Source organism: Cerasicoccus sp. TK19100, assembly GCF_027257155.1.
Classification (GTDB): Bacteria; Verrucomicrobiota; Verrucomicrobiia; order Opitutales; family Cerasicoccaceae; genus Cerasicoccus; species Cerasicoccus fimbriatus.
Genome location: NZ_JAPWDU010000001.1, coordinates 282,019 through 300,229 on the forward strand (window position 1 = coordinate 282,019; position 18,211 = coordinate 300,229).

18 protein-coding genes and 1 tRNA gene are annotated in these 18,211 nt (G+C 53.9%); 10 read left to right on the forward strand and 9 right to left on the reverse strand.

Annotated elements, in window-relative coordinates; genetic code table 11:
- The first annotated feature begins 8 nt into the window (after window positions 1-8).
- The 6 genes from O3S85_RS01085 (at window position 9) to O3S85_RS01110 (ending at window position 5,513) form a co-directional block, all read left to right on the forward strand.
- Window positions 9-476: a hypothetical protein gene (locus O3S85_RS01085; protein WP_269537177.1), complete on the forward strand. Its 468-nt coding sequence runs from the start codon at window positions 9-11 to the stop codon at window positions 474-476.
- Window positions 473-928: a hypothetical protein gene (locus O3S85_RS01090; protein ID WP_269537178.1), complete on the forward strand. Its 456-nt coding sequence runs from the start codon at window positions 473-475 to the stop codon at window positions 926-928. Before O3S85_RS01085 ends, O3S85_RS01090 begins: the two co-directional genes overlap by 4 nt.
- Window positions 929-1,031: 103 nt before the next feature.
- The gene (locus O3S85_RS01095) at window positions 1,032-3,584 is read left to right on the forward strand and encodes a coiled-coil domain-containing protein (RefSeq protein WP_269537179.1); all 2,553 of its coding nucleotides are present in this window, start codon (window positions 1,032-1,034) and stop codon (window positions 3,582-3,584) included.
- Between the two features lie 55 nt (window positions 3,585-3,639).
- Window positions 3,640-4,230 carry a helix-turn-helix domain-containing protein gene (locus O3S85_RS01100; protein WP_269537180.1) on the forward strand — a complete coding sequence of 197 codons (591 nt, stop codon included), beginning with the start codon at window positions 3,640-3,642 and terminating at the stop codon, window positions 4,228-4,230.
- Window positions 4,231-4,325: 95 nt separating this feature from the next.
- Window positions 4,326-4,775, forward strand: a complete 450-nt coding sequence (locus tag O3S85_RS01105; RefSeq protein WP_269537181.1) for a hypothetical protein — start codon at window positions 4,326-4,328, stop codon at window positions 4,773-4,775.
- 225 nt (window positions 4,776-5,000) lie between these two features.
- Window positions 5,001-5,513 carry a hypothetical protein gene (locus O3S85_RS01110; RefSeq protein ID WP_269537182.1) on the forward strand — a complete coding sequence of 171 codons (513 nt, stop codon included), beginning with the start codon at window positions 5,001-5,003 and terminating at the stop codon, window positions 5,511-5,513.
- 43 nt (window positions 5,514-5,556) lie between these two features.
- Here the strand turns inward: O3S85_RS01110 and O3S85_RS01115 are convergent, their stop codons facing one another.
- From O3S85_RS01115 to O3S85_RS01135, 5 genes are all read right to left on the reverse strand, one after another.
- The gene (locus O3S85_RS01115) at window positions 5,557-6,099 is read right to left on the reverse strand and encodes a hypothetical protein (protein WP_269537183.1); all 543 of its coding nucleotides are present in this window, start codon (window positions 6,097-6,099) and stop codon (window positions 5,557-5,559) included.
- 12 nt (window positions 6,100-6,111) lie between these two features.
- Window positions 6,112-6,255: a hypothetical protein gene (locus tag O3S85_RS01120; protein ID WP_269537184.1), complete on the reverse strand. Its 144-nt coding sequence runs from the start codon at window positions 6,253-6,255 to the stop codon at window positions 6,112-6,114.
- A gap of 278 nt (window positions 6,256-6,533) precedes the next feature.
- Window positions 6,534-7,718, reverse strand: a complete 1,185-nt coding sequence (locus O3S85_RS01125) for a tyrosine-type recombinase/integrase (RefSeq protein ID WP_269537185.1) — start codon at window positions 7,716-7,718, stop codon at window positions 6,534-6,536.
- Complete coding sequence (locus O3S85_RS01130) at window positions 7,715-8,104, reverse strand: DUF2513 domain-containing protein (RefSeq protein ID WP_269537186.1); 390 nt, start codon at window positions 8,102-8,104, stop codon at window positions 7,715-7,717. Before O3S85_RS01130 ends, O3S85_RS01125 begins: the two co-directional genes overlap by 4 nt.
- Before the next feature lie 56 nt (window positions 8,105-8,160).
- Window positions 8,161-8,237, reverse strand: a tRNA-Pro gene (locus O3S85_RS01135).
- Window positions 8,238-8,352: 115 nt separating this feature from the next.
- Here O3S85_RS01135 and O3S85_RS01140 point away from each other — a divergent pair.
- From O3S85_RS01140 to O3S85_RS01150, 3 genes are all read left to right on the forward strand, one after another.
- Window positions 8,353-9,039 (forward strand): acyltransferase, encoded by a 687-nt coding sequence (locus tag O3S85_RS01140; protein WP_269537187.1) that lies wholly within the window; start codon window positions 8,353-8,355, stop codon window positions 9,037-9,039.
- 76 nt (window positions 9,040-9,115) lie between these two features.
- On the forward strand, window positions 9,116-10,642 hold the full coding sequence (locus O3S85_RS01145; RefSeq protein ID WP_269537188.1) for a sulfatase family protein: 1,527 nt from the start codon (window positions 9,116-9,118) through the stop codon (window positions 10,640-10,642).
- 3 nt (window positions 10,643-10,645) lie between these two features.
- Entirely contained in the window at window positions 10,646-11,314 is a 669-nt protein-coding gene (locus O3S85_RS01150; RefSeq protein WP_269537189.1) for a 3'-5' exonuclease, read from the forward strand.
- Window positions 11,315-11,331: 17 nt separating this feature from the next.
- Here O3S85_RS01150 and gyrA read toward each other — a convergent pair whose 3' ends face one another.
- The 4 genes from gyrA to O3S85_RS01170 form a co-directional block, all read right to left on the reverse strand.
- Window positions 11,332-13,791: a DNA gyrase subunit A gene (gyrA, locus tag O3S85_RS01155; protein WP_269537190.1), complete on the reverse strand. Its 2,460-nt coding sequence runs from the start codon at window positions 13,789-13,791 to the stop codon at window positions 11,332-11,334.
- A gap of 102 nt (window positions 13,792-13,893) precedes the next feature.
- Window positions 13,894-16,401, reverse strand: coding sequence for a DNA topoisomerase (ATP-hydrolyzing) subunit B (gyrB, locus tag O3S85_RS01160; RefSeq protein WP_269537192.1), 2,508 nt, complete (start codon window positions 16,399-16,401; stop codon window positions 13,894-13,896).
- Between the two features lie 194 nt (window positions 16,402-16,595).
- Complete coding sequence (locus O3S85_RS01165; RefSeq protein ID WP_269537193.1) at window positions 16,596-16,793, reverse strand: hypothetical protein; 198 nt, start codon at window positions 16,791-16,793, stop codon at window positions 16,596-16,598.
- 6 nt (window positions 16,794-16,799) lie between these two features.
- The gene (locus tag O3S85_RS01170; RefSeq protein WP_269537194.1) at window positions 16,800-17,627 is read right to left on the reverse strand and encodes a mechanosensitive ion channel family protein; all 828 of its coding nucleotides are present in this window, start codon (window positions 17,625-17,627) and stop codon (window positions 16,800-16,802) included.
- Between the two features lie 52 nt (window positions 17,628-17,679).
- On the opposite strand from O3S85_RS01170, the gene O3S85_RS01175 reads away from it, so the two are divergent.
- Window positions 17,680-18,093, forward strand: coding sequence for an RrF2 family transcriptional regulator (locus O3S85_RS01175; RefSeq protein ID WP_269537196.1), 414 nt, complete (start codon window positions 17,680-17,682; stop codon window positions 18,091-18,093).
- The last annotated feature ends 118 nt before the right edge of the window (window positions 18,094-18,211 follow it).

Sequence of the window (18,211 nt, forward strand, 5' to 3'; positions counted from 1 at the left end):
CAAACAAAATGAATATCGAAGAAAAACTGAAAGAGGCACTGACCGAGAATAACCGCTTGAGGGCAGCTATTGCCGCAGATCGAGTGAGTAATGGAGATACTCCCAAGCCTGCACGAAGCTTCAAAACTCTTACTGAAGCACAGGCGGAAATCACCTTGCTTCAAGAAGCGCTCTCTGAAGAGAAGATGGCCACTGAGAAGCTTAAGGCGATTTCATTTGCCTTGGGTATTTCTGAAGAAGCCGATATCAAGGCTATGAGTGCTGAAGAGGTTAAGGGATACCTTTCAAAAGCAATCGAGTCCAAGGCCAGTTCCCAAGCTCAGCAAATCTGTGCGCAGCAGGGGATTGACTATGAGCTACCCACCCACGCCAGTGAAAAGCCGACAAACTCTCAAGCAGAGCAACCGAAGGCATCTAACCCACGTGACCGCGCCGCCGCAGAGTTCACGAAACAAGTTAAAGCGATTCACCAATGAACCCGATAGCAAAATTATTCGATCCGAATAACCTCGCCGATGTGAAGGCTGCGAAGAAAAAACTTCAGAAGGCTGAGGAAGAAGCGCAGCAGGCGGAGCGTGCTGCGCAGGCACTTGAGCAAGAGTATGATGCATTAAGCTCTAGAGTCTCCGAGCTCGAAAAGGTGCATAACATTCTAGTTGATAACAAAGCTGAACTACAAAAGCGGCTGAATAGCATTCAAACCCTTAAAGGCTGTGCTTGGCGGAATGAATCGAATGCAACTCTTGGGTTTCATGTGCATAATGAAATCCTTGCTCAACGTTGCGGCATTATCGAGAGCATTTATACCAGAGCAGCAGCTTTACGAGATGCGCTTGAAGATGCTGACCATTACATTGCAGAGTCTGAGACTGAGCTATCAGACGCAAAAACCGAATTAAAGGAATTTCTTAGCAGGCATAAAAAGTGATTGTTCGATGGCATGTTGAGATTGATCGAGACACATAGGGCCCGCTTTCCGCCAATCGGAGGCGGGCCCTTCTACATGAAGCACACACAAAACTTTTCAGATTATGGCAACAAGCAGAGTAGATATTTTAATGAAAATGCGGGCTGATCTTAAAGAGATCAAACAACTGCAAAGAGAGGTCACTAATACCAATCAGCAATTCAAGTCCCTTAGCTCTGTTCTGCGTAGTGGCCTGGGCTTTGCTGGCTTGGTTGGAGGGATTGGCCTTACTACGGCCGGTATTACCAGCCTGATTCGAAGCTCAATTCAGCTCGGATCGAATCTTGATGACACAAGCAAGAAACTTGGTGTTTCAACCGATTTCCTACAGGGCTTCTCATTTGCCGCCCGGGAAACAGGTACCAGCACCAGAGCCGCAGAAATGGGCCTACAGCGCTTTATTCGGCGTCTGGCTGAAGCATCCACAGGCAAGGGTGAATTGCTGCCGATCTTGGAGCAATACAACATCCAGGTTCGCAACACTGATGGAGTCACCAGAAACGCAATTGACGTGCTCGGTGATCTTGCGGAAGTCATCAAATTTGCTGAGACGCCAGCAGAGCGATTGCGAATTGCTTTCAAGGCCTTTGATTCTGAGGGCGCCGGTCTGGTGAATGTCCTACGCGATGGCAAAGAAGGTTTCGACCGCTGGATTGAATCCGCAAAGGAAGCAGGGCAGGTAATGGACCAAGAAACGATTAAGCGGCTTGCAGAGGCAGAGAATGCCTTGGAGCGCTATCAAACTGACCTGACTATCATTGCGGGCAAGATCGTTGCATCCCTTCAACTTTCCGGCGAGCAGATGGGAGAGGCATACTCTCTGATTACAGATGGCAGCTTTGAGCAAGGCTGGATTCGCTTAAACCAAGCACTGGGACAGCTACCACAGGACTTCGGAGGCGTTCAAACGGCAACTGACGCAGCGACAGACGCAATGGCTGCACTCAACACAGAGACGCTCGTCACGATTGAGACGGCTGAGGAGGCCGCCAAGAAGCTCAAAGAGCTTGAGCGAGCTCAGGAGGGCCTTGCTAAGGCTCGTGAAGAGCTGAGCCAGATTCGCCGTTATGGTATGGAATCCCCCGGCCAGAGAGTCGACCGCCTACGCCGCTCTGCAATCATCGACACACTGAATGCTGATGTCCGCCGAAATTCCGGAAATGAAACTGAAGCCATCCGATTTGAAACCGAAGCAGCAGAAAAGCGGGCAGAGGCATTGAAGCTCGAACATCAGCTACTTGAGCAAAAGGAGCAGCTCACCGGAGAGTTTCGAAATGCCCAACTTGAAGAGCTTTCGACCGCACAGCAAATTCAGGTTGTCGAAAAGGAGTTGGTTGAAAATCAGCGCCAGGCCAAGTTGGCTATGGGGCTTGAGTCTGGCCAGCAGCTCGAACGTCTACTGTCTCTCGGCAAGCAACGTTTGGCGCTTGAGGGTAAATTGAAAGTCCTCAAGGAAGATGAGACTCGCGCAACGGACTCCCGAGTTCAGGCAGAAATTGACGTCACCCGTGAGCAGATTGAGCAGGTTCGCCAGCAAAAGGAATTGGCAGCGATCCGCGGCGACAATGGCACAATTGAAACCCTCATTGGCCAGGAGCAGAATCTCATTGATGAGCTGATTGGCAAGTATGGGGCTTTGCGTGACAGCATCGTTGAAACGGATCCTGCCGGGGCAGCAGCGCTGACAACCCGCATCGAGGGCTTGAAGGTCGAACGATATCGGGCAGGAGCCTCAAGCAACACTGGCGGGGTTACATTCGCTCAATCAGCTCAAGAGCAGTATTCCCGCTATCAGAACGAATACGGCGATTATGGAGTTAGCGCAATCGGCGGCGCCCGGGCGGCACTGCAGAACTATGTCGCAGATGTTGGCCAGCTTGGGCAGGTATTCAACCGCACGACTTCACAAATTGCCACAGGCATGGAAGGGTCGATTCAGCCCGCGCTCGATGGCCTGATTAATGGAACGCTGACTTGGGAAGATGCGCTAAGCCTGGTTGGTAGCTCGATGGTCACAACCCTTGTGCAGGCCTTCACAACGATGGTCACTCAAATGGTTGTGCAGTATATCGCTAATCAGATCCTCATGGCGACAAGCGCAAGTGCCACTCAAACGGCGCTAGCAACTCAGATGGCAGCTTTGGGGGCTGCAGTGAATGCCTCATGGGCCCCGGCTGCAACCTCTGCCAGTATCGCAACCTATGGAAGTGCTGCAGGTATTGGGTCTGCTGCATATCTCGCTTCGCTGGCCTCGACCGTAGCAGCAGCAAGCGCAGTGCAAGGAGCCGGCGCCATAGACATTGGCGGATTCTTTGGCGGCTTCCGTGAGCGTGGCGGGCCGGTAGAAGCTGGCGTGCCCTACATCGTAGGTGAAAAGCGCCCTGAAGTCTTTGTTCCAAATGTGCCAGGCAACATCGTTCCTTCACTGAGTGAGTTTGTTACTGACTACAGTGGTGGTGGCAGTGGCACCTCGACCAATGGAAAGCCAAGTGAAACGAACATTGCTCTGATTGGCATGGAGTCAGAAATGCGCCGTTTCATGGAATCTGCTAAGGGGCAACGAATTGTTTTGGATGCGATGAACCGCAACCGCACACGCATGGGCGTATTTGGCTAATAATGAAGGCTGCCCGTCGCCAACGTTAGCAGCCTTCAAAGTATCTCAATCGATAATGGATGATGTGTTAAAAGAGCAGATCGGGTCAAGGGGCAACTATACCATGACGCCCAATGATTTGATCTCGAACCCAAAGCTAAGCCCCAAGTCTAAAGTGGTTTGGCAGTATATGGCGTCTAAACCTGCCAACTGGCAATTTAGTGCACAGCGCATATCGAAGGCCATAGGCATAGGTCGTAAGGCTGTCTTGGGTGCCATTGCTGAGCTTAAAGAGTATGGCTGGCTTGACTCCCAAAGATGCGGCGACGGCAGAGTAAATTATGTGCTTCAATACCCCCAATCCCAAAAAGGGACTGTGGATGTCCAAAACGCCACGGTGCCAAAAAGCCACGGTGCCAAAACGGGACCGCTAAGTAATATAGATGTAGAAGTAAAAAAGAATCAGAATAAGAGCGCCTTCGGCGCTTGGCGGCAAAGAGAAGCGAGGGTAGATTATAAGACTGTAGATATAGTGGATGTAGCAGAGCCTGAAGACTGGAGAGCAATAGCCAAGAAGCTTTACCCGAATGAGAAGGCTATAGACAAATACAGTAACTGGAATGACACCCCATACTGGCTTAAAGAAGAAATCATAGGTGCAGCCTAAAAAGGAATCTATTAGGCTTACAGCAGCTACGCAGGTTCCTCGAAAGAGCGTTATTTTCTCACGACACTTAATTTTTCAAAAAACCACACAAAGCAATGAAGACAGCAGATAGCATGAATCAAGCAGTGGCCCTAAGCCAGGGACTGTTCACGAAGTTAGACCTTCAGGAGTTGAAAGAATCCGGTTGTCCTGGATTCCGTTCAAACCGGGTTTACCTGCAAGAGGTAGTCGATGACGTTTTTCTTACGAATCGATCATCAGCCATTCGAAACAAGCTGAAAGATCGACTTCAGCTTATCAGTGTTGATGCCTTAATGTATGAAAAGCTGCAGTGCCTTTGTGAGGGTGTCTCAGGCTTTCAGAAGGCCGCTAGAATTGAGCAAGAGCTTGAGCGCCGCTCAGGGACGCCAGAGCCTTCCGAAGACGCCCAGACGCTTTTTGCTGAGATCGACCAACAAGCAAAGGCGCTGGCTGCGCAGATCGAAAAGCTAGACCAGTTGCTTCAACAGGTCTACAAGGTAACAGAGGGAGAGGTTTCATTGTAGCAGTAAGCTTATTCCTGTTGACTTTGATCACGTACTGAGTGAATGATTTTTACATGGCCGTGATAAGCCTACCAGAATCGAATGAACGAGACACTGAACTTGACCCCGCGTCAGACGGGGGAGGGCCTACTCGTTCGGGCCCAATTATCACCCCCCGTCGGCGGGGTCTCTCCATGTCAGTAGAGGCCGTGATAAGCCAAGGCTGGCAGCAACAGAAAGAACGAAATGAATGTTACCGCCGACAAAGTCCGCCCAGGTAGAAAGACGAAATTAATGTCCCTGTCATCTGGAGGGATGACGTGGGTTCGAGTTAAGCCCCCGATAACACCAAACACAGAGGAAATGCTGATTATTGCTAAAGGGCTAAAGCGTGAGCTTTTGGCGATTATTGAGCCAGCTTTTGATGTTATGCCAGGATTGTGCCTTCGGGCGCTTAAAAATCTTTTACGGGATCCACAGGCCCTACAGGAGGCCAGTCAAAGGCGCTTTGATTTAACTTTGGCTGATATTTTGGCAAATGGCTGGGGCTATGGTGGAGAGATTTCAGATGAGGATACTGAGGAAAGTATTGGTATGCATCATCAATCAAGATGCTACAATGCAATGCAGGATGCTTTGCCTCTGCTCTTGCTGATAGATAAGTTGCCTTTTGAGGTCATCGAAGCCGAAGCAGCAATCACATGGAATGAGAATCACCCTATGATGGAGCCAAAGAAAATTTGGCAATCGGAAGTCTAGGAAGCTCTTCTAAATGGATTCTCGAGCCCGGTTCGCCGGGCTTTTATATTACAAGAACGAAGAGGGCAATTGCTGCAATCAGCAGGTGGAGGAATGTTAAATAAACCTGAATGCAAAATACATTGATCATTCCCTTCTCTGACAAAAAGGGGTCGGATAATCCCTTTAGGTAGTTCTTCTTCATCGTAGACTTTAGCGGTCCCCAAAATGGAGAAATCAACTCTTCCCCTAGCTCTTGTGGGGATATGCTAATGTTATTAAGGGAAATTTGACCTTGTTGAGATTGAAGGCCTGCCTGGATCGATTCAAGGCTTCGAACCCTTGCGCCTATCGAAAGACAGGAAATGTGAGCTCCGAAGCCAAACATCAATGAGAATACCAGCAGCGAAATTGACCATTTAAGCGAAGCAGTTCCTGCGAGCTCAATGATTGCAGGCGTATTTGAAAGGATGATTGCTATCATCGCTGCAACGCCAGATAGAGTCCACTTCGTATAGCCCTCGATGCTGGTGTTGTTTTTTGCGATAGTTATCCAAAAGAAGGATAGTAGCTGGCCCTCGTGGCTGTTCTTCTGGATGTTTGCCATACTTGAAATTGTTTATATATCGCAAAATTGAGAATCGACCGTGCTGGGAAGGTTGGAGAGGACGCTTATGTAGAAATCGTTCAGAATGTAGTTGTAGGTTTTATCGTCCAGTCGATCAACTGTCTCAGACTTGGGGACGATATTTACAACTTTCATTTTATTGATCGATTGGAGTCCTTTGGTTTGTTGCATGAAAAAAAGTGTGCTCATTGGTCTTTTGTCACCATCTTCGCATGTATAAACAAAGTATGGTTCCGTGATTGTGGAATCAGCGTTCACCCTGTCTTCTGCCTCATGATCGCGGTCCCAGCCATTATGCAGAAAGTTATCCATCATTTGGATCACTGTATCTATTGGGAGTTTGGAGGTGAGAACAATGCTTCGCTTAGTAGACATACCTTGTGTCTGATATAAACAGCTAGGGAAGTCCAGTACTAAGCGGAAATGGAAATGATCTTATTTCCTTTAGTTGGTAGTATATTCCAAAACTCCGCGGCTTCCTCTTCGGTTTTAACGTCTAGGTAGTGATCGCGGATCACGTCCGTTGAGTTGCCTGCCTGAAGACTCACCCGGCCAACGTCGCCTGTTTTGGCCAGGAGCATTGAGCAGAAGGTATGGCGCATGATGTCTTTGCCCAGCTCAAAGCGCTTGGCCAGGTGCTGACGCATACGCCGGCAGTTGCCCGGTAGGATAGGGTAGTGCTTTGGCGGAAATCGCTCTAGCCAGGCTTTCAGGTTTGGCTGAATGTCCACCATGCGCTTTTCATCGACCTTCGACACTGAGGCCGGAACATGGATGCGACCGCCTTCCATCGAAATATGCTCAGGCTGTAGCTTGGTGATTTCGCCGTGGTTGTAGTCGGGCCGGATCCCCGCAAAGAGGCAGAGGGCTATGTGAGGCACCATTACGCCGTCTTTGTAGCTCTGGACGTATTCCATGAGCTTGGCGGCTTCGGAGGCCGTCAACGTCGAGGCCTCGCCCTTGTTGCGGTTGACCTCGCGCTTGCCGTAATGCTTGAGCTTGTCGGTGGGGTTGGCGCCCGCCCATTTCTCATCAATGAAATACTGCCAGAGCTTCCGCAGATAGGAGCGGCGATTGTTCCACGTCTTGAGCGCCGAATCCCGGCCGATGTAGTCGCCAAGGTCTAGATCGGTAATATCGCCAATGTTCTTGTCGGTGAAATGGGCTTTGAGGCGATTCAGTTCAACCTCTGTGTTGCGGTAGTGGATAGCCGACAGCGTGCCGCGGTTCTTTTCCTCGAATCTGACAAGCAGGTAGGCGTCTACGGCTTCGCTCAGAGGCTTGTGGACAAGATCATGGTGGTTGTGCTCCAGAAAGAAGGATACGGCCTCTGTGAGGCTTTTGCCGGTCCCGTCCAAGAGTTGATAGGCGGCGTATGCTTCCTTGTGCTGATCCTCATTCAGCTTTGATGGCACCGTGTGCAGCTTTACTTCGCTGTTCTGGCGCCTGAGCTCGTATGTCGATCGCTCGGCGTAGGCTTCATCCTTGGACTGGAATTTCTTCCGGACTTGGCGCCCGTCAATAGTGCCTGAAAGCAAATAGCCTTTGTTCCCAGATGGGTATTTGAAAGTCTTTACCTTGAATGGCTTGGAGTTCACAGGTCGAATCCCAGTTTCTCTTTGGCCTGTTGTTTGATGTAGGCTGTAGCTAAGTCCTTGATGATCTCAATAGACCAACCTCCAATTTGAGAGGCCCCGCTTTTGGTCTTCTCCCAGATGCCTTTGTCTCGGATGCTGTCTAAGAGGTCATGCCCAGCCCAAGTCATTCTTTCGCAATTCGCAATAAGAGTGGTATCTTCGAGTTCATCCACTGGCCCAATGGCATAACCTGCTTCGATCAAAAGAGCCATATGGTAATATTGTTCTTCCTCAGTCCAGTTGCTGAGATGCTCAACATCACTTAAGATGGACTCAATTGGCTCGTTATCCCGGTCATGTTCCAGGCATAGGAGGATAGACCGAATCAGATCCCAATCACGTTTCATAGATGCCAGAATGATAAGTCATTTATCACTCGTCAACCGCTATCCCGCATGGATATTGGTCGGGCTGCAGGGATTCGAACCCTGGACCTCGTCGTCCCGAACGACGCGCGCTACCAGACTGCGCTACAGCCCGTAATTGGGAAAACGATGCTTTTCCCGAAATATGAAGCTACTGGCAAGAAGAAATTTAGTTTTTTGAAGGCCGAGGATGGCTCGACACTTCGCGACAAGCTTGGCAAGTTACTCGCATGATTGCCTCTGATGTTATTACCCTGCCTGAAACTCTGGAACACTTCGCTAAGTGGTTTTCGCCGGACGACGCGCCGTGGGCGTGGATTCCGCGTATTGAGGAAGCACTGAGCAAGTTTAGCTGGCTCCTGGCGCAGGGGCACAGTGCCATACCCGCAGGCATGCACATCAAGGGGAAGGTGTATATTCATCCGACCGTCAAACTGCCACCGACTGCGGTCATTGAAGGGCCGACTTGGATTGGGCCCGGCACGGAAATTCGCCCCAATGCCTACATCCGCGGCAAGGTCATTATTGGCGCGAACTGCGTGATCGGCAACTCGTGCGAACTGAAAAATTGCCTGGTGCTGGATGGCGCGCAGGTGCCGCATTTTAATTATGTGGGTGATTCGGTTTTGGGGCAGGGCGCACACTTGGGTGCGGGGGTGATCTTGGCGAATCTCCGCCTTGACCAAGCCAGCGTTCCAGTTCGTTTGCCCAGTGGTACGGTGGATAGCGGTTTGCGCAAGTTTGGTGCGATATTTGGCGACCACGCGGAGGCGGGGTGTAATGCCGTCATCCAACCGGGGACTATCTTGGGGCGCAAGGCGATTGTCATGCCGAGCATGTCTTTTGGTGGCTACTTGCCGGATGGAAAAATGGTCTATGCTAAAACCGAGACGCGAATTATCGACCGGCGCTTCTGAGTAATTCAATATTTTGAATTTGTTTATCGGGCACTACGGCTTGACGTAGTTTCTGAGATTGTTCTGAATTAGTCAGATGTCCGCCCCCAATATTCTCTTCATCACGAGTGACCAGCAGCACTGGAACACGATCGGGAAAAACTTTCCCGAGGTTAAAACACCGAACCTGGATCGGTTAGCGAACGAAGGAACGCTATTTACGCGCGCCTATTGCCCGAACCCGACGTGCACGCCTACGCGCGCGTCTCTAATTACGGGTCAGTATGCCAGCCAGCATGGTGCTTGGGCGCTGGGGACAAAGCTGCCCGAAGACAAGACCACCATTGGCGAACTGCTGCAAGGGCAGGGCTACGACTCTGCTTTGATTGGCAAGGCGCATTTTCAACCGCTGTTGAGCACGGAAGAATATCCCTCGCTGGAATCCTATCCACTGCTGCGCGATTTGGATTTTTGGCGCGGTTTCAACGGGCCGTTCTATGGGTTCAACCATGTGGAGCTGGCGCGTAATCACGCGGACGAGACTCACGTTGGCCAACACTACGCGGTCTGGATGGAGGACAAGGGCCTGAAGGATTGGGCGCAGCATTTCCAAAGTAAATGGGGTGAGTTTAATTTCGTTGAGCCACCAACTTCCAGCCAGGAGCACGTGTGGTCGATCCCAGAGGAGTATCATTACGATGCCTGGATCGCCGAGCGTTCCATTGCGCGCATGGAGAAGTGTCGCGAGGAAGGAAAGCCGTTCTTCACCTGGGCAAGTTTCTTCGATCCGCATCCGCCATATCTTGTGCCGGAGCCATGGGCATCCATGTATGACCCGAAGGACGTGACCGTGCCGCAGGCGCAACCCGGCGAGCACGATGATAGCCCGCCCTACATCCAGCTAACCCAAACGGAGAATCCCGATTTCGGCTATCCGCCCGGGGAGGATTTTGCCAACCACGGCATGGGCAGCCACTTGCAGGATAAGGAGTCGCTTGCCAAGGATATCGCCGTTTACTACGGTATGGTCAGCATGATGGACCACTACATTGGCAAGCTGCTGGACTACCTCGACGAGACCGGTCAGCGTGAGAACACCCTGATTGTTTTCACCACCGACCACGGGCATTTCTATGGTCACCACGGGCTCAATGCCAAGGGGCCGTTCCATTACGAAGACGAGATTCGTGTGCCGATGATTGCGCGGTGGCCCGGTAAAATTCCGGCCGGCGTCGAAAGCTCTGCATTGCAAAGCTTGGTCGATATCCCCGTCTCCTTTCTCAAGGCAACGGGGACGCGGGTGCCCAATGATTGGCAAGGCGTGGACCAGCTGCCGGTCTGGCAGGGCGAGCAGGAGAGCGCACGCGACCACTGCATCGTAGAATTCCGCCAGCAGCCGACGTGTATTCACCTGAAGACCTACGTCAACGAACGCTACAAGATCACGGTTTACTACAACCAGAGCTACGGCGAAATCTACGACTTGCAGGAGGACCCGGGCGAAATCAAAAATCTGTGGGACGTTCCCGAGGCCGCCTCGCTCAAGATGGAGCTGCTGCAAAAGCTGATCCATGCTGAGCTGGGCAAGGAGCCGATGTGGATGCCTCGCATTGCTGGTGCCTGATTTATGGGGCACTGGGCCGACATCCCGATTTACGTGATCGACTTCGAGGGCGCTGGGAAAACCGGCGTCATCGAATATGGGGTGGTCGAGCTATTGCATGGCGAAATTAAGTCGACCCATACCCGGCTTTGCGCGCCGCTGGATGCCATCAGCCAGCAGGACACGCGGCTGCATGGCATTGCGCAAAAAGATGTGACCGGCTGCGCGCCGTTTGCCGATGAGTGGCAGCGCTTCACGGAGTGGCGCGGACAGGGGGCGTTTGCGGCGCACCATGCCAGCGTCGAGCAGGGGCTGCTCAAGCAGCAGTGGAGTTACCCGCCCGCATCGACTGACTATCTGAACAGCGGCAAAGTTGCCGACTGGGGGCCGTGGATTGATACCCGCCGCCTGTACGAGGCCCTTTATCCTGGGCTGGAGAGCTATAAGCTCGGCGATCTGATCGAACGCTTTGCATTGCAAAGTAAGTTGGTGGAACTGGGCGATGCTCACTGCCCGGATGCCCGCCGCAAGGCCCACTGTGCGCTTTACGATGCGTTGGCCTCGGCTCTGCTTTTGCTCCGCATTGGCGCGGAGCCAGGCTTTGAAGCGATGACGATGAAGTGGCTGCTCGAGCACAGCCTTTCAACTGAGCAAAAAAAACAGGCCGCCCGGCAGGGCGACCTGTTTGAGTAATTCGTTACGCGGGGGGATTATTCCTCGCCGCCTTCTTCGCTGTCGCCGTCTTCGGTTTTATCTTCGACTTCGACGACCTTGCACAGGCCAACGAGCTTGTCTCCCTCGGCGAGGTTGATCAGGCGAACGCCCTGCGTGGTGCGGCCGATGACGCGGACATCCTTCACGGGGCTGCGAACGGCCTGGCCGCCCACGGTGAACATCATGATCTCGTCATTTTCATGCACGCTAAGTGCGCCGGCGACCTTGGATGCGGTTTTGAGCGCGATGATGCCCGAGCCGCCGCGGCTTTGCGTGCGGTATTCCGAGTATTCGGTGCGTTTGCCGATGCCGTTTTCGCCCGCGATCAGGAGAGTGGCATTCTCGTCGACCACTTCGATGGCCTTCACGGCGTCGTCGGCCTTCTTCAGGGTGACGCCCTTGACGCCGCGGGTAGCGCGGCCCTGGTCGCGGAGGTCGGTCTCCTGGAAGCGGATGGACATGCCTTCGCGGGTGACGATGACCAGTTCGTTCTCGCCATTGGTCAGCTTGCTGCCGATCAGTTCGTCGTCGTCGTCGATCTTGATGCCGATCGTGCCGCCCTTGCGGTAGTTTTGGTATTCCGCGAGGTTGGTCTTTTTGACAATGCCCTTCTTGGTGCACATGACGAGGTGGTTCGATTCGTCGAACTCCTTAATGCAGATCATCGAGGCGATGCGTTCGTCTTTCTGCATTTGCAGAACGTTGACGATCGAGCGGCCCTTGGACGTGCGGGTGCCTTCGGGAATCTCGTAAACCTTCTCCACATACACGCGGCCATTATTCATGAAGAACATGATGTAGTCGTGCGTCGATGCGGTGAAGAGATGCTCCACAAAGTCGTCGTCGTGCTGGCCGCTACCTATGACCCCCTTACCGCCACGCTTCTGCGAACGGTAGCTGCTAACGGGCGTGCGTTTGATGAAGCCCTGGTGGGAAATCGTGATGATGCAGCCTTCGTTGGCGATGACGTCTTCCATGCGGAACTCGCCTTCGGCCGCCAAGAGCTGAGTGCGGCGTGGGCTCTCAAACTTCGTAACGAGTTCGTTTAGCTCGTCCTTGATGACGCCGAGAAGGATGGATTCGTTGTCGAGAATCGAGCGGTAGTATTCGATTTTCTGCATGATCTCGCGGTATTCCTCTTCGATCTTATCGCGCTCCATACCGGTGAGCTGGTAGAGGCGCAGGTCGAGGATCGCGTTGGTCTGGCGCTCGGAGAGGGGATACTTCTCCATGAGTCGCTCACGGGCTTCGTCGCGGTTTTTGGAAGCGCGGATAATCTTAACGATGTCGTCGAGATTGAGCAGTGCGATCTTGTAACCTTCGAGAATGTGCGCGCGGTCTTCGGCCTTGCGGAGTAGATACTGCGTGCGGCGGTAGATGACGTCGCGTCGGTGCTCGATGTAGCACTCGAGCATTTCCTTGATGTTCATCTGCTTCGGGCGACGTTGGTCCAGCGCGAGCAGGATGACGCCGAATGACGACTCAAATGGCGTGTGCTTGGCGATCTTGTTGATCACCACGCGGCCCGGTTCGCCACGCTTGAGCTCGATGACGATGCGAGTGTTTTCGTCGGACTCGTCGCGCAGGTCGCTGACTTCGTCGAGCACCTTGTCGTGGACGAGGTCGGCGATTTTGGTAACGAGGTTCGCGCGGTTGACGTTGTAAGGAATCTCCGTGATGACGATCTGTTCCTTGCCGTTCTTGAGCTCTTCGGTGTGCGCAGTGCCCTTGACGCGGACAATGCCTCGGCCCGTGCGCATGTATTGCTCAATGCCGTTGCGTCCGGCAATGGCACCACCGGTCGGGAAGTCAGGGCCGGGGAGCACCTTCATCACCTCGTCGACGTCACAGTTCGGATTGTCGATGATGAGGTTGATCGCGGCACCCAGCTCGGAAAGATTGTGCGGCGGGATATTGGTTGTCATGCCGACCGCGATGCCGGTGGAGCCGTTCATCAGCAGGTTGGGCAAACCACAGGGGACAACGGAAGGCTCAGTCGTTTCTTCGTTGTAGTTCGGGACGAAGTCGACGGTCTCCTTGTCGATGTCGCGCATCAGCTCTTCGGCGATGGCGGCCAGGCGGCTTTCGGTGTAACGATAAGCAGCGGGTGGGTCACCGTCGATCGAGCCGAAGTTACCCTGCGGGTCGATCAGCGGGTAACGCATCACCCAGTGTTGGCCCATGCGGACGAGGGCGTCGTAAACGGATTGGTCACCGTGCGGGTGGTATTTACCCAGCACTTCACCAACGACGGCGGCGCACTTTTTATGGGCTCGGTTATGCGCGAGACCAATCTGGTTCATCGCGTAGAGGATGCGGCGCTGAACGGGCTTCAGGCCGTCGCGGGCGTCTGGCAGCGCGCGGGAGACAATGACGGACATCGAGTAGTCGATGTAGGCCGTCTCCATGATCTCAGTGATCGAGCGGGCTTCGAGGCGTTCTTTATCAGTATACATGGGATTTGGAAAAATTATGAATTATGAATTCAGAAGTATGAATACCGAACTACGTATGGCTTGCCGCCATTTCATAATTCATAACTCATACTTCATAATTAACTACACGTCCAGATAGCTGGTGTTCAGCGCGTTGTCCTCGATGAAGGCGCGGCGTGAGGGGACGTCTTCGCCCATGAGCATGGAGAAGGTTTCGTCGGCCTTGGCGGCGTCGGTCACATCGACCTTGAGCAGGCGGCGCTTTTCCGGGTCCATCGTGGTCTCGTAAAGCTGCTTCGGGTTCATCTCACCCAGACCCTTATAACGCTGCATGGTCAGACCGTTGCGGCCGAACTCGCGGATCGCCGTTACGAGCTCAAGGATGGTGTGCATCTCGCGCACGTTCTCCTTTTTCTGGCCCTTGTTTTCGGTAAGGGTGTAGCGCGGCTCCTCGGTCGGGGTGAAGGTGGAAAGCTCCAGGCCGGTCTTGGTCAGCTCGCGCAGGATCTTGGAAATCTGTGAGGCTTCAAAGATTTCGTGGATAGTCAGGCGTTGCTGCACGGTGACACCGTTGAGCTCGGTTTCGCGAACGACCATGCCGGAGAACATGTCTTCGGTGATGTCCTGTTCGACGTAGAAGCGGCTGCGCGCCTCGTCGTCCTTCAGGAAGATGAATTCTTCCTGATTGCCCGTGCGAATGCGCGCCATGTATTTCGGCAAGTCGTAGGTGGCCGAATCGTGCTCGTCGAGGAACTGGTAGGCCGGGCAACCGTAGCGGGTAACGCCGCGGAGTAGGTGCTCCATACGGGAGAGTGTTTCGACCATCTTGTCGACCTTGCTGGCCGGGAATTCGTGGCCGTCGCGCAGACGGGTGAGGACCACGTCCTCGCTGCCCAGCTCGAGCAGGATGCGGTTCATTTCCGCGTCGTTATCCACGTATTGCTCGCGCTTCTTGCGCTTGATCTTATAGAGCGGCGGTTGCGCGATATAGACGTAGCCGGCTTCCACGAGTGGGCGCATGAAGCGGTAGAAGAACGTCAGGTAAAGCGTCATTATGTGCGAGCCGTCGACGTCCGCGTCCGCCATCATGATGATCTTGTGATAGCGGGTTTTGGAGATGTCGAACGCGCCGTCGCCATCGGCACCAATGCCCGTGCCGAGCGCGGTGATGAGCAGGCGGATATTCTTGTTGTTGAGCATCTTGTCGAGGCGTGCCTTCTCCACGTTCAGCGGCTTGCCGAAGAGCGGAAGGATGGCCTGGTAACGACGGTCGCGGCCCTGCTTGGCGGAACCACCTGCAGAGTCACCCTCAACAATAAAGATTTCGCACAAGGACGGATCCTTCTCGGAGCAGTCGGCCAAATTGCCGGGCAGGCCGCCGCCGCTCATCACACTCTTACGAACGGTTTCGCGGGCCTTACGGGCGGCTTCACGGGCGCGAGCGGCGCTGGCGCACTTGTCGACGATGCGCTTGGCTTCCTTCGGATTTTGGTCGAAGTAAAGCTTCAGCTTGTCGCCCATGACCCGCTGGACGACGCCGTCAACTTCCTGGTTGAGCAGCTTGTCCTTGGTCTGGTTGTTAAAGCTCGGGTTGAAGAGCTTCACCGAAATGACCGCCGTGAGGCCTTCGCGGACGTCGTCACCGGAGATCTTCGGGTCCTTGTCCTTCACCAGTTTGTTGGCGTTGGCGTAGGTGTTGACGGCGCGGGTGAGGGCGGTGCGGAAACCGGAGAGGTGGGTGCCGCCGTCGCCGTTGAAAATGGAGTTCGCGTAAGGGTAAATTGCCTCGTTATAGGAGTCGTTGTATTGGAGCGCGACGTCGACCGTGATCACGTCTTCAGGCTCGTCGTCCTTGGGGGCGATTTCACCGGTAAACTGAACGGGCTCGGGCGTCAGCGTTTGCTTGCTGCGGTTGAGCCAGGTAACGTATTGCGCGGCACCTTGGTCGAACTTGAAGGTCTCGCCGCGTTCGTCGCGCTCGTCCTTGAAGTTGATGATGATGCCTGGGTTCAGGAACGCCAGTTCGCGGAGGCGCTTGGCCAGAATGTCATATTTATATTCGTGCTCGGTGACGAAGATTTCCAGGTCGCGGAGGAAGGTAATCTTCGTGCCGGTCTTCTGGGTCTTACCGACTACGTGGAGCTCTTCCGTTACGGCACCGCGGGAGAAGGAAATCTTGTGGATTTCGCCTTCGCGGCGAACTTCGGCTTCCATCCACTCCGAAACAGCGTTCACGCAGCTGGCACCCACGCCATGGAGACCGCCGGACACCTTGTAGCCGCCCTGGCCGAACTTACCACCCGCGTGGAGGTCGGTCAGCACGAGTTCGACGCCGGACTTGCCGTGCTTGGTCATTTTGACCGGAATGCCGCGACCGTCGTCTTCCACTGAGCAGGAGCCGTCGTTGTGGATGGTAACGTCGATTTGCGTGCAGAAGCCAGCGAGGTGTTCGTCGACGGAGTTGTCGACAATTTCAAAAACGCAGTGGTGTAACGCGCCGCCGTTGGTCACGTCACCGATATACATACCTGGGCGCTTACGAACGGCTTCAAGCCCTTCCAGCTTACTCAGAGAGTCTTCGGTGTATTCGGTGGGCGTTTTCTTGTTGGATTCGGAGTTTTTAGATGCCATAAAATCTGTAGATTAGTAAGAACTTTTCGGGGTAACGCCAACTAAAAAAACGGCTATTTCCGCCACTAAATGTAGTTTTTTGACGCTTTGAGCGCACTACATCTAGCGGTTTCAGTCCGGAAATGGCGACTTATTCACAATGCTGGGCAGTGGGTTTGCATTTCTATTAAAAAAAGTCTCCCAACAGCGCTTGTTTATAAGTCCTTCACGCAGCGTTTTTTCCGAATGTTTAGCGCGTCAAAAACGGTGTTCTGCGTGTCGTTTTTCGAGCTGGAGGGCGGTGCTTCGTCACCGCCGCTAGCATCCTGCTGGGCCGATAGATTTGCCAATTGGGCAAATGCTGACTCCAGCGCGGCGGCGGTGACGAAGCACCGCCCTCCATGGTGCGTCACGGCCAATTAGGATTTCTTCATCGTGACATCCAACTGCGGGAACGGGATGTCGGCGCAGCCCTTGACGGCGGCGTAAACGGCGCGGTTCACCTGAAAGCGGGTGGCGTGGTAGGTCTTGGTCGGGACCCAGCAGCGGTAGCCGATATTGACAGACGAATCCGCAAACTCATCGATGCCGGCCTGGGGCGGCGTCTCGGTGCTGACGTCAGGAATGCTCTTCATGGCCTCTACGACCGCCGCAATGGCCTTATCGGGGTCGCTGTCATAGGAGATACCGATCACGCCCTCCACGATACGATTCTCGCGGGAATTCACGAAGATCTCGCCCATGATCTGTTTGTTGGGGATCGTGATGACCTCGCCGTCCTCGTTCTCGAGCTGGGTGTAGGCGAGGCTGATGTCCTTGACCTGGCCAAATTGCCCCTGAACGGTCAGGGTGTTACCGACCACGAACGGGCGCGTCAGGATGATCATCAGCCCGGCACCGTAGTTGGAGATTGGCGCCTGGAAAGCCAAGGAGGCGCCGAACGCACCAGCGCCGATCATCGCGACCAGCGGGGCTATGTTGTAAAATTTGGCGAAGGCGAACAGGAACGCCATCGTGAGGATGAGCAGCTTCACCAAGCCGGCGACAAACTTGGCCAGCGTGATGTCGGTACCGCGCTTTTCAAAGCGTTTCATCAGGAATGCGTGCAGCCATTTGGACACGTAAAACCCGATGACTAAGACGATGACTGCCGAGGCAATCTTGGCGCCGTTTTCAAGCAGAAAGGCGACGATCAATTCGGTGGTTTTGCTGAGCTGTTCGATTTCGCTGTCGAGTGGTGTAGCCATAGTGAGCGCTTTTCGTTGCCAAAGTTAGGTAACTCACTCAACTTTGGCAACGTTGAAGCTATCATTAAAAGTCGAATATGCCCTGCGCGTCCTTGCTCAGCTTGGCCGCTATCACGGAAGCCCGAAGCTGGCTCACATCGAGGACCTCGCTGAAGCCGAGGAAGTGCCCTCGAATTACCTGGTGCAAATCTTAAACGAGCTGCGCAATGGCGGCGTGATCAATAGCCGCCGTGGCAAGCAGGGGGGCTATGCACTGGCCAAAGAGCCGGAAGCGATCTCGCTGTTTGACGTGATGATGGTCATCGACCCGGGCTTGTTCTCCAACTCGCCGTCACGGGCCGGTCAATCCGGCCCCCTCGTGGCGGAGTCGCTGAACAAGATCGGTGCCGCCTTCGAAGCGCGCGCCAAGGAAATCACCATCCGCGACCTCATGCCCCGCGACGCCGGGCCGATGTATTATATTTAGGCGACGCTTTCTGTTCGGCAAGATGTGGAGCCTGACCTGCCATGAGCTTGTCGATGGGGGTCCCTCGCAGGCATGTTTCATCTCGTTGGTAAAGGTAGCGCGGAGCGTCCCCGCTCCG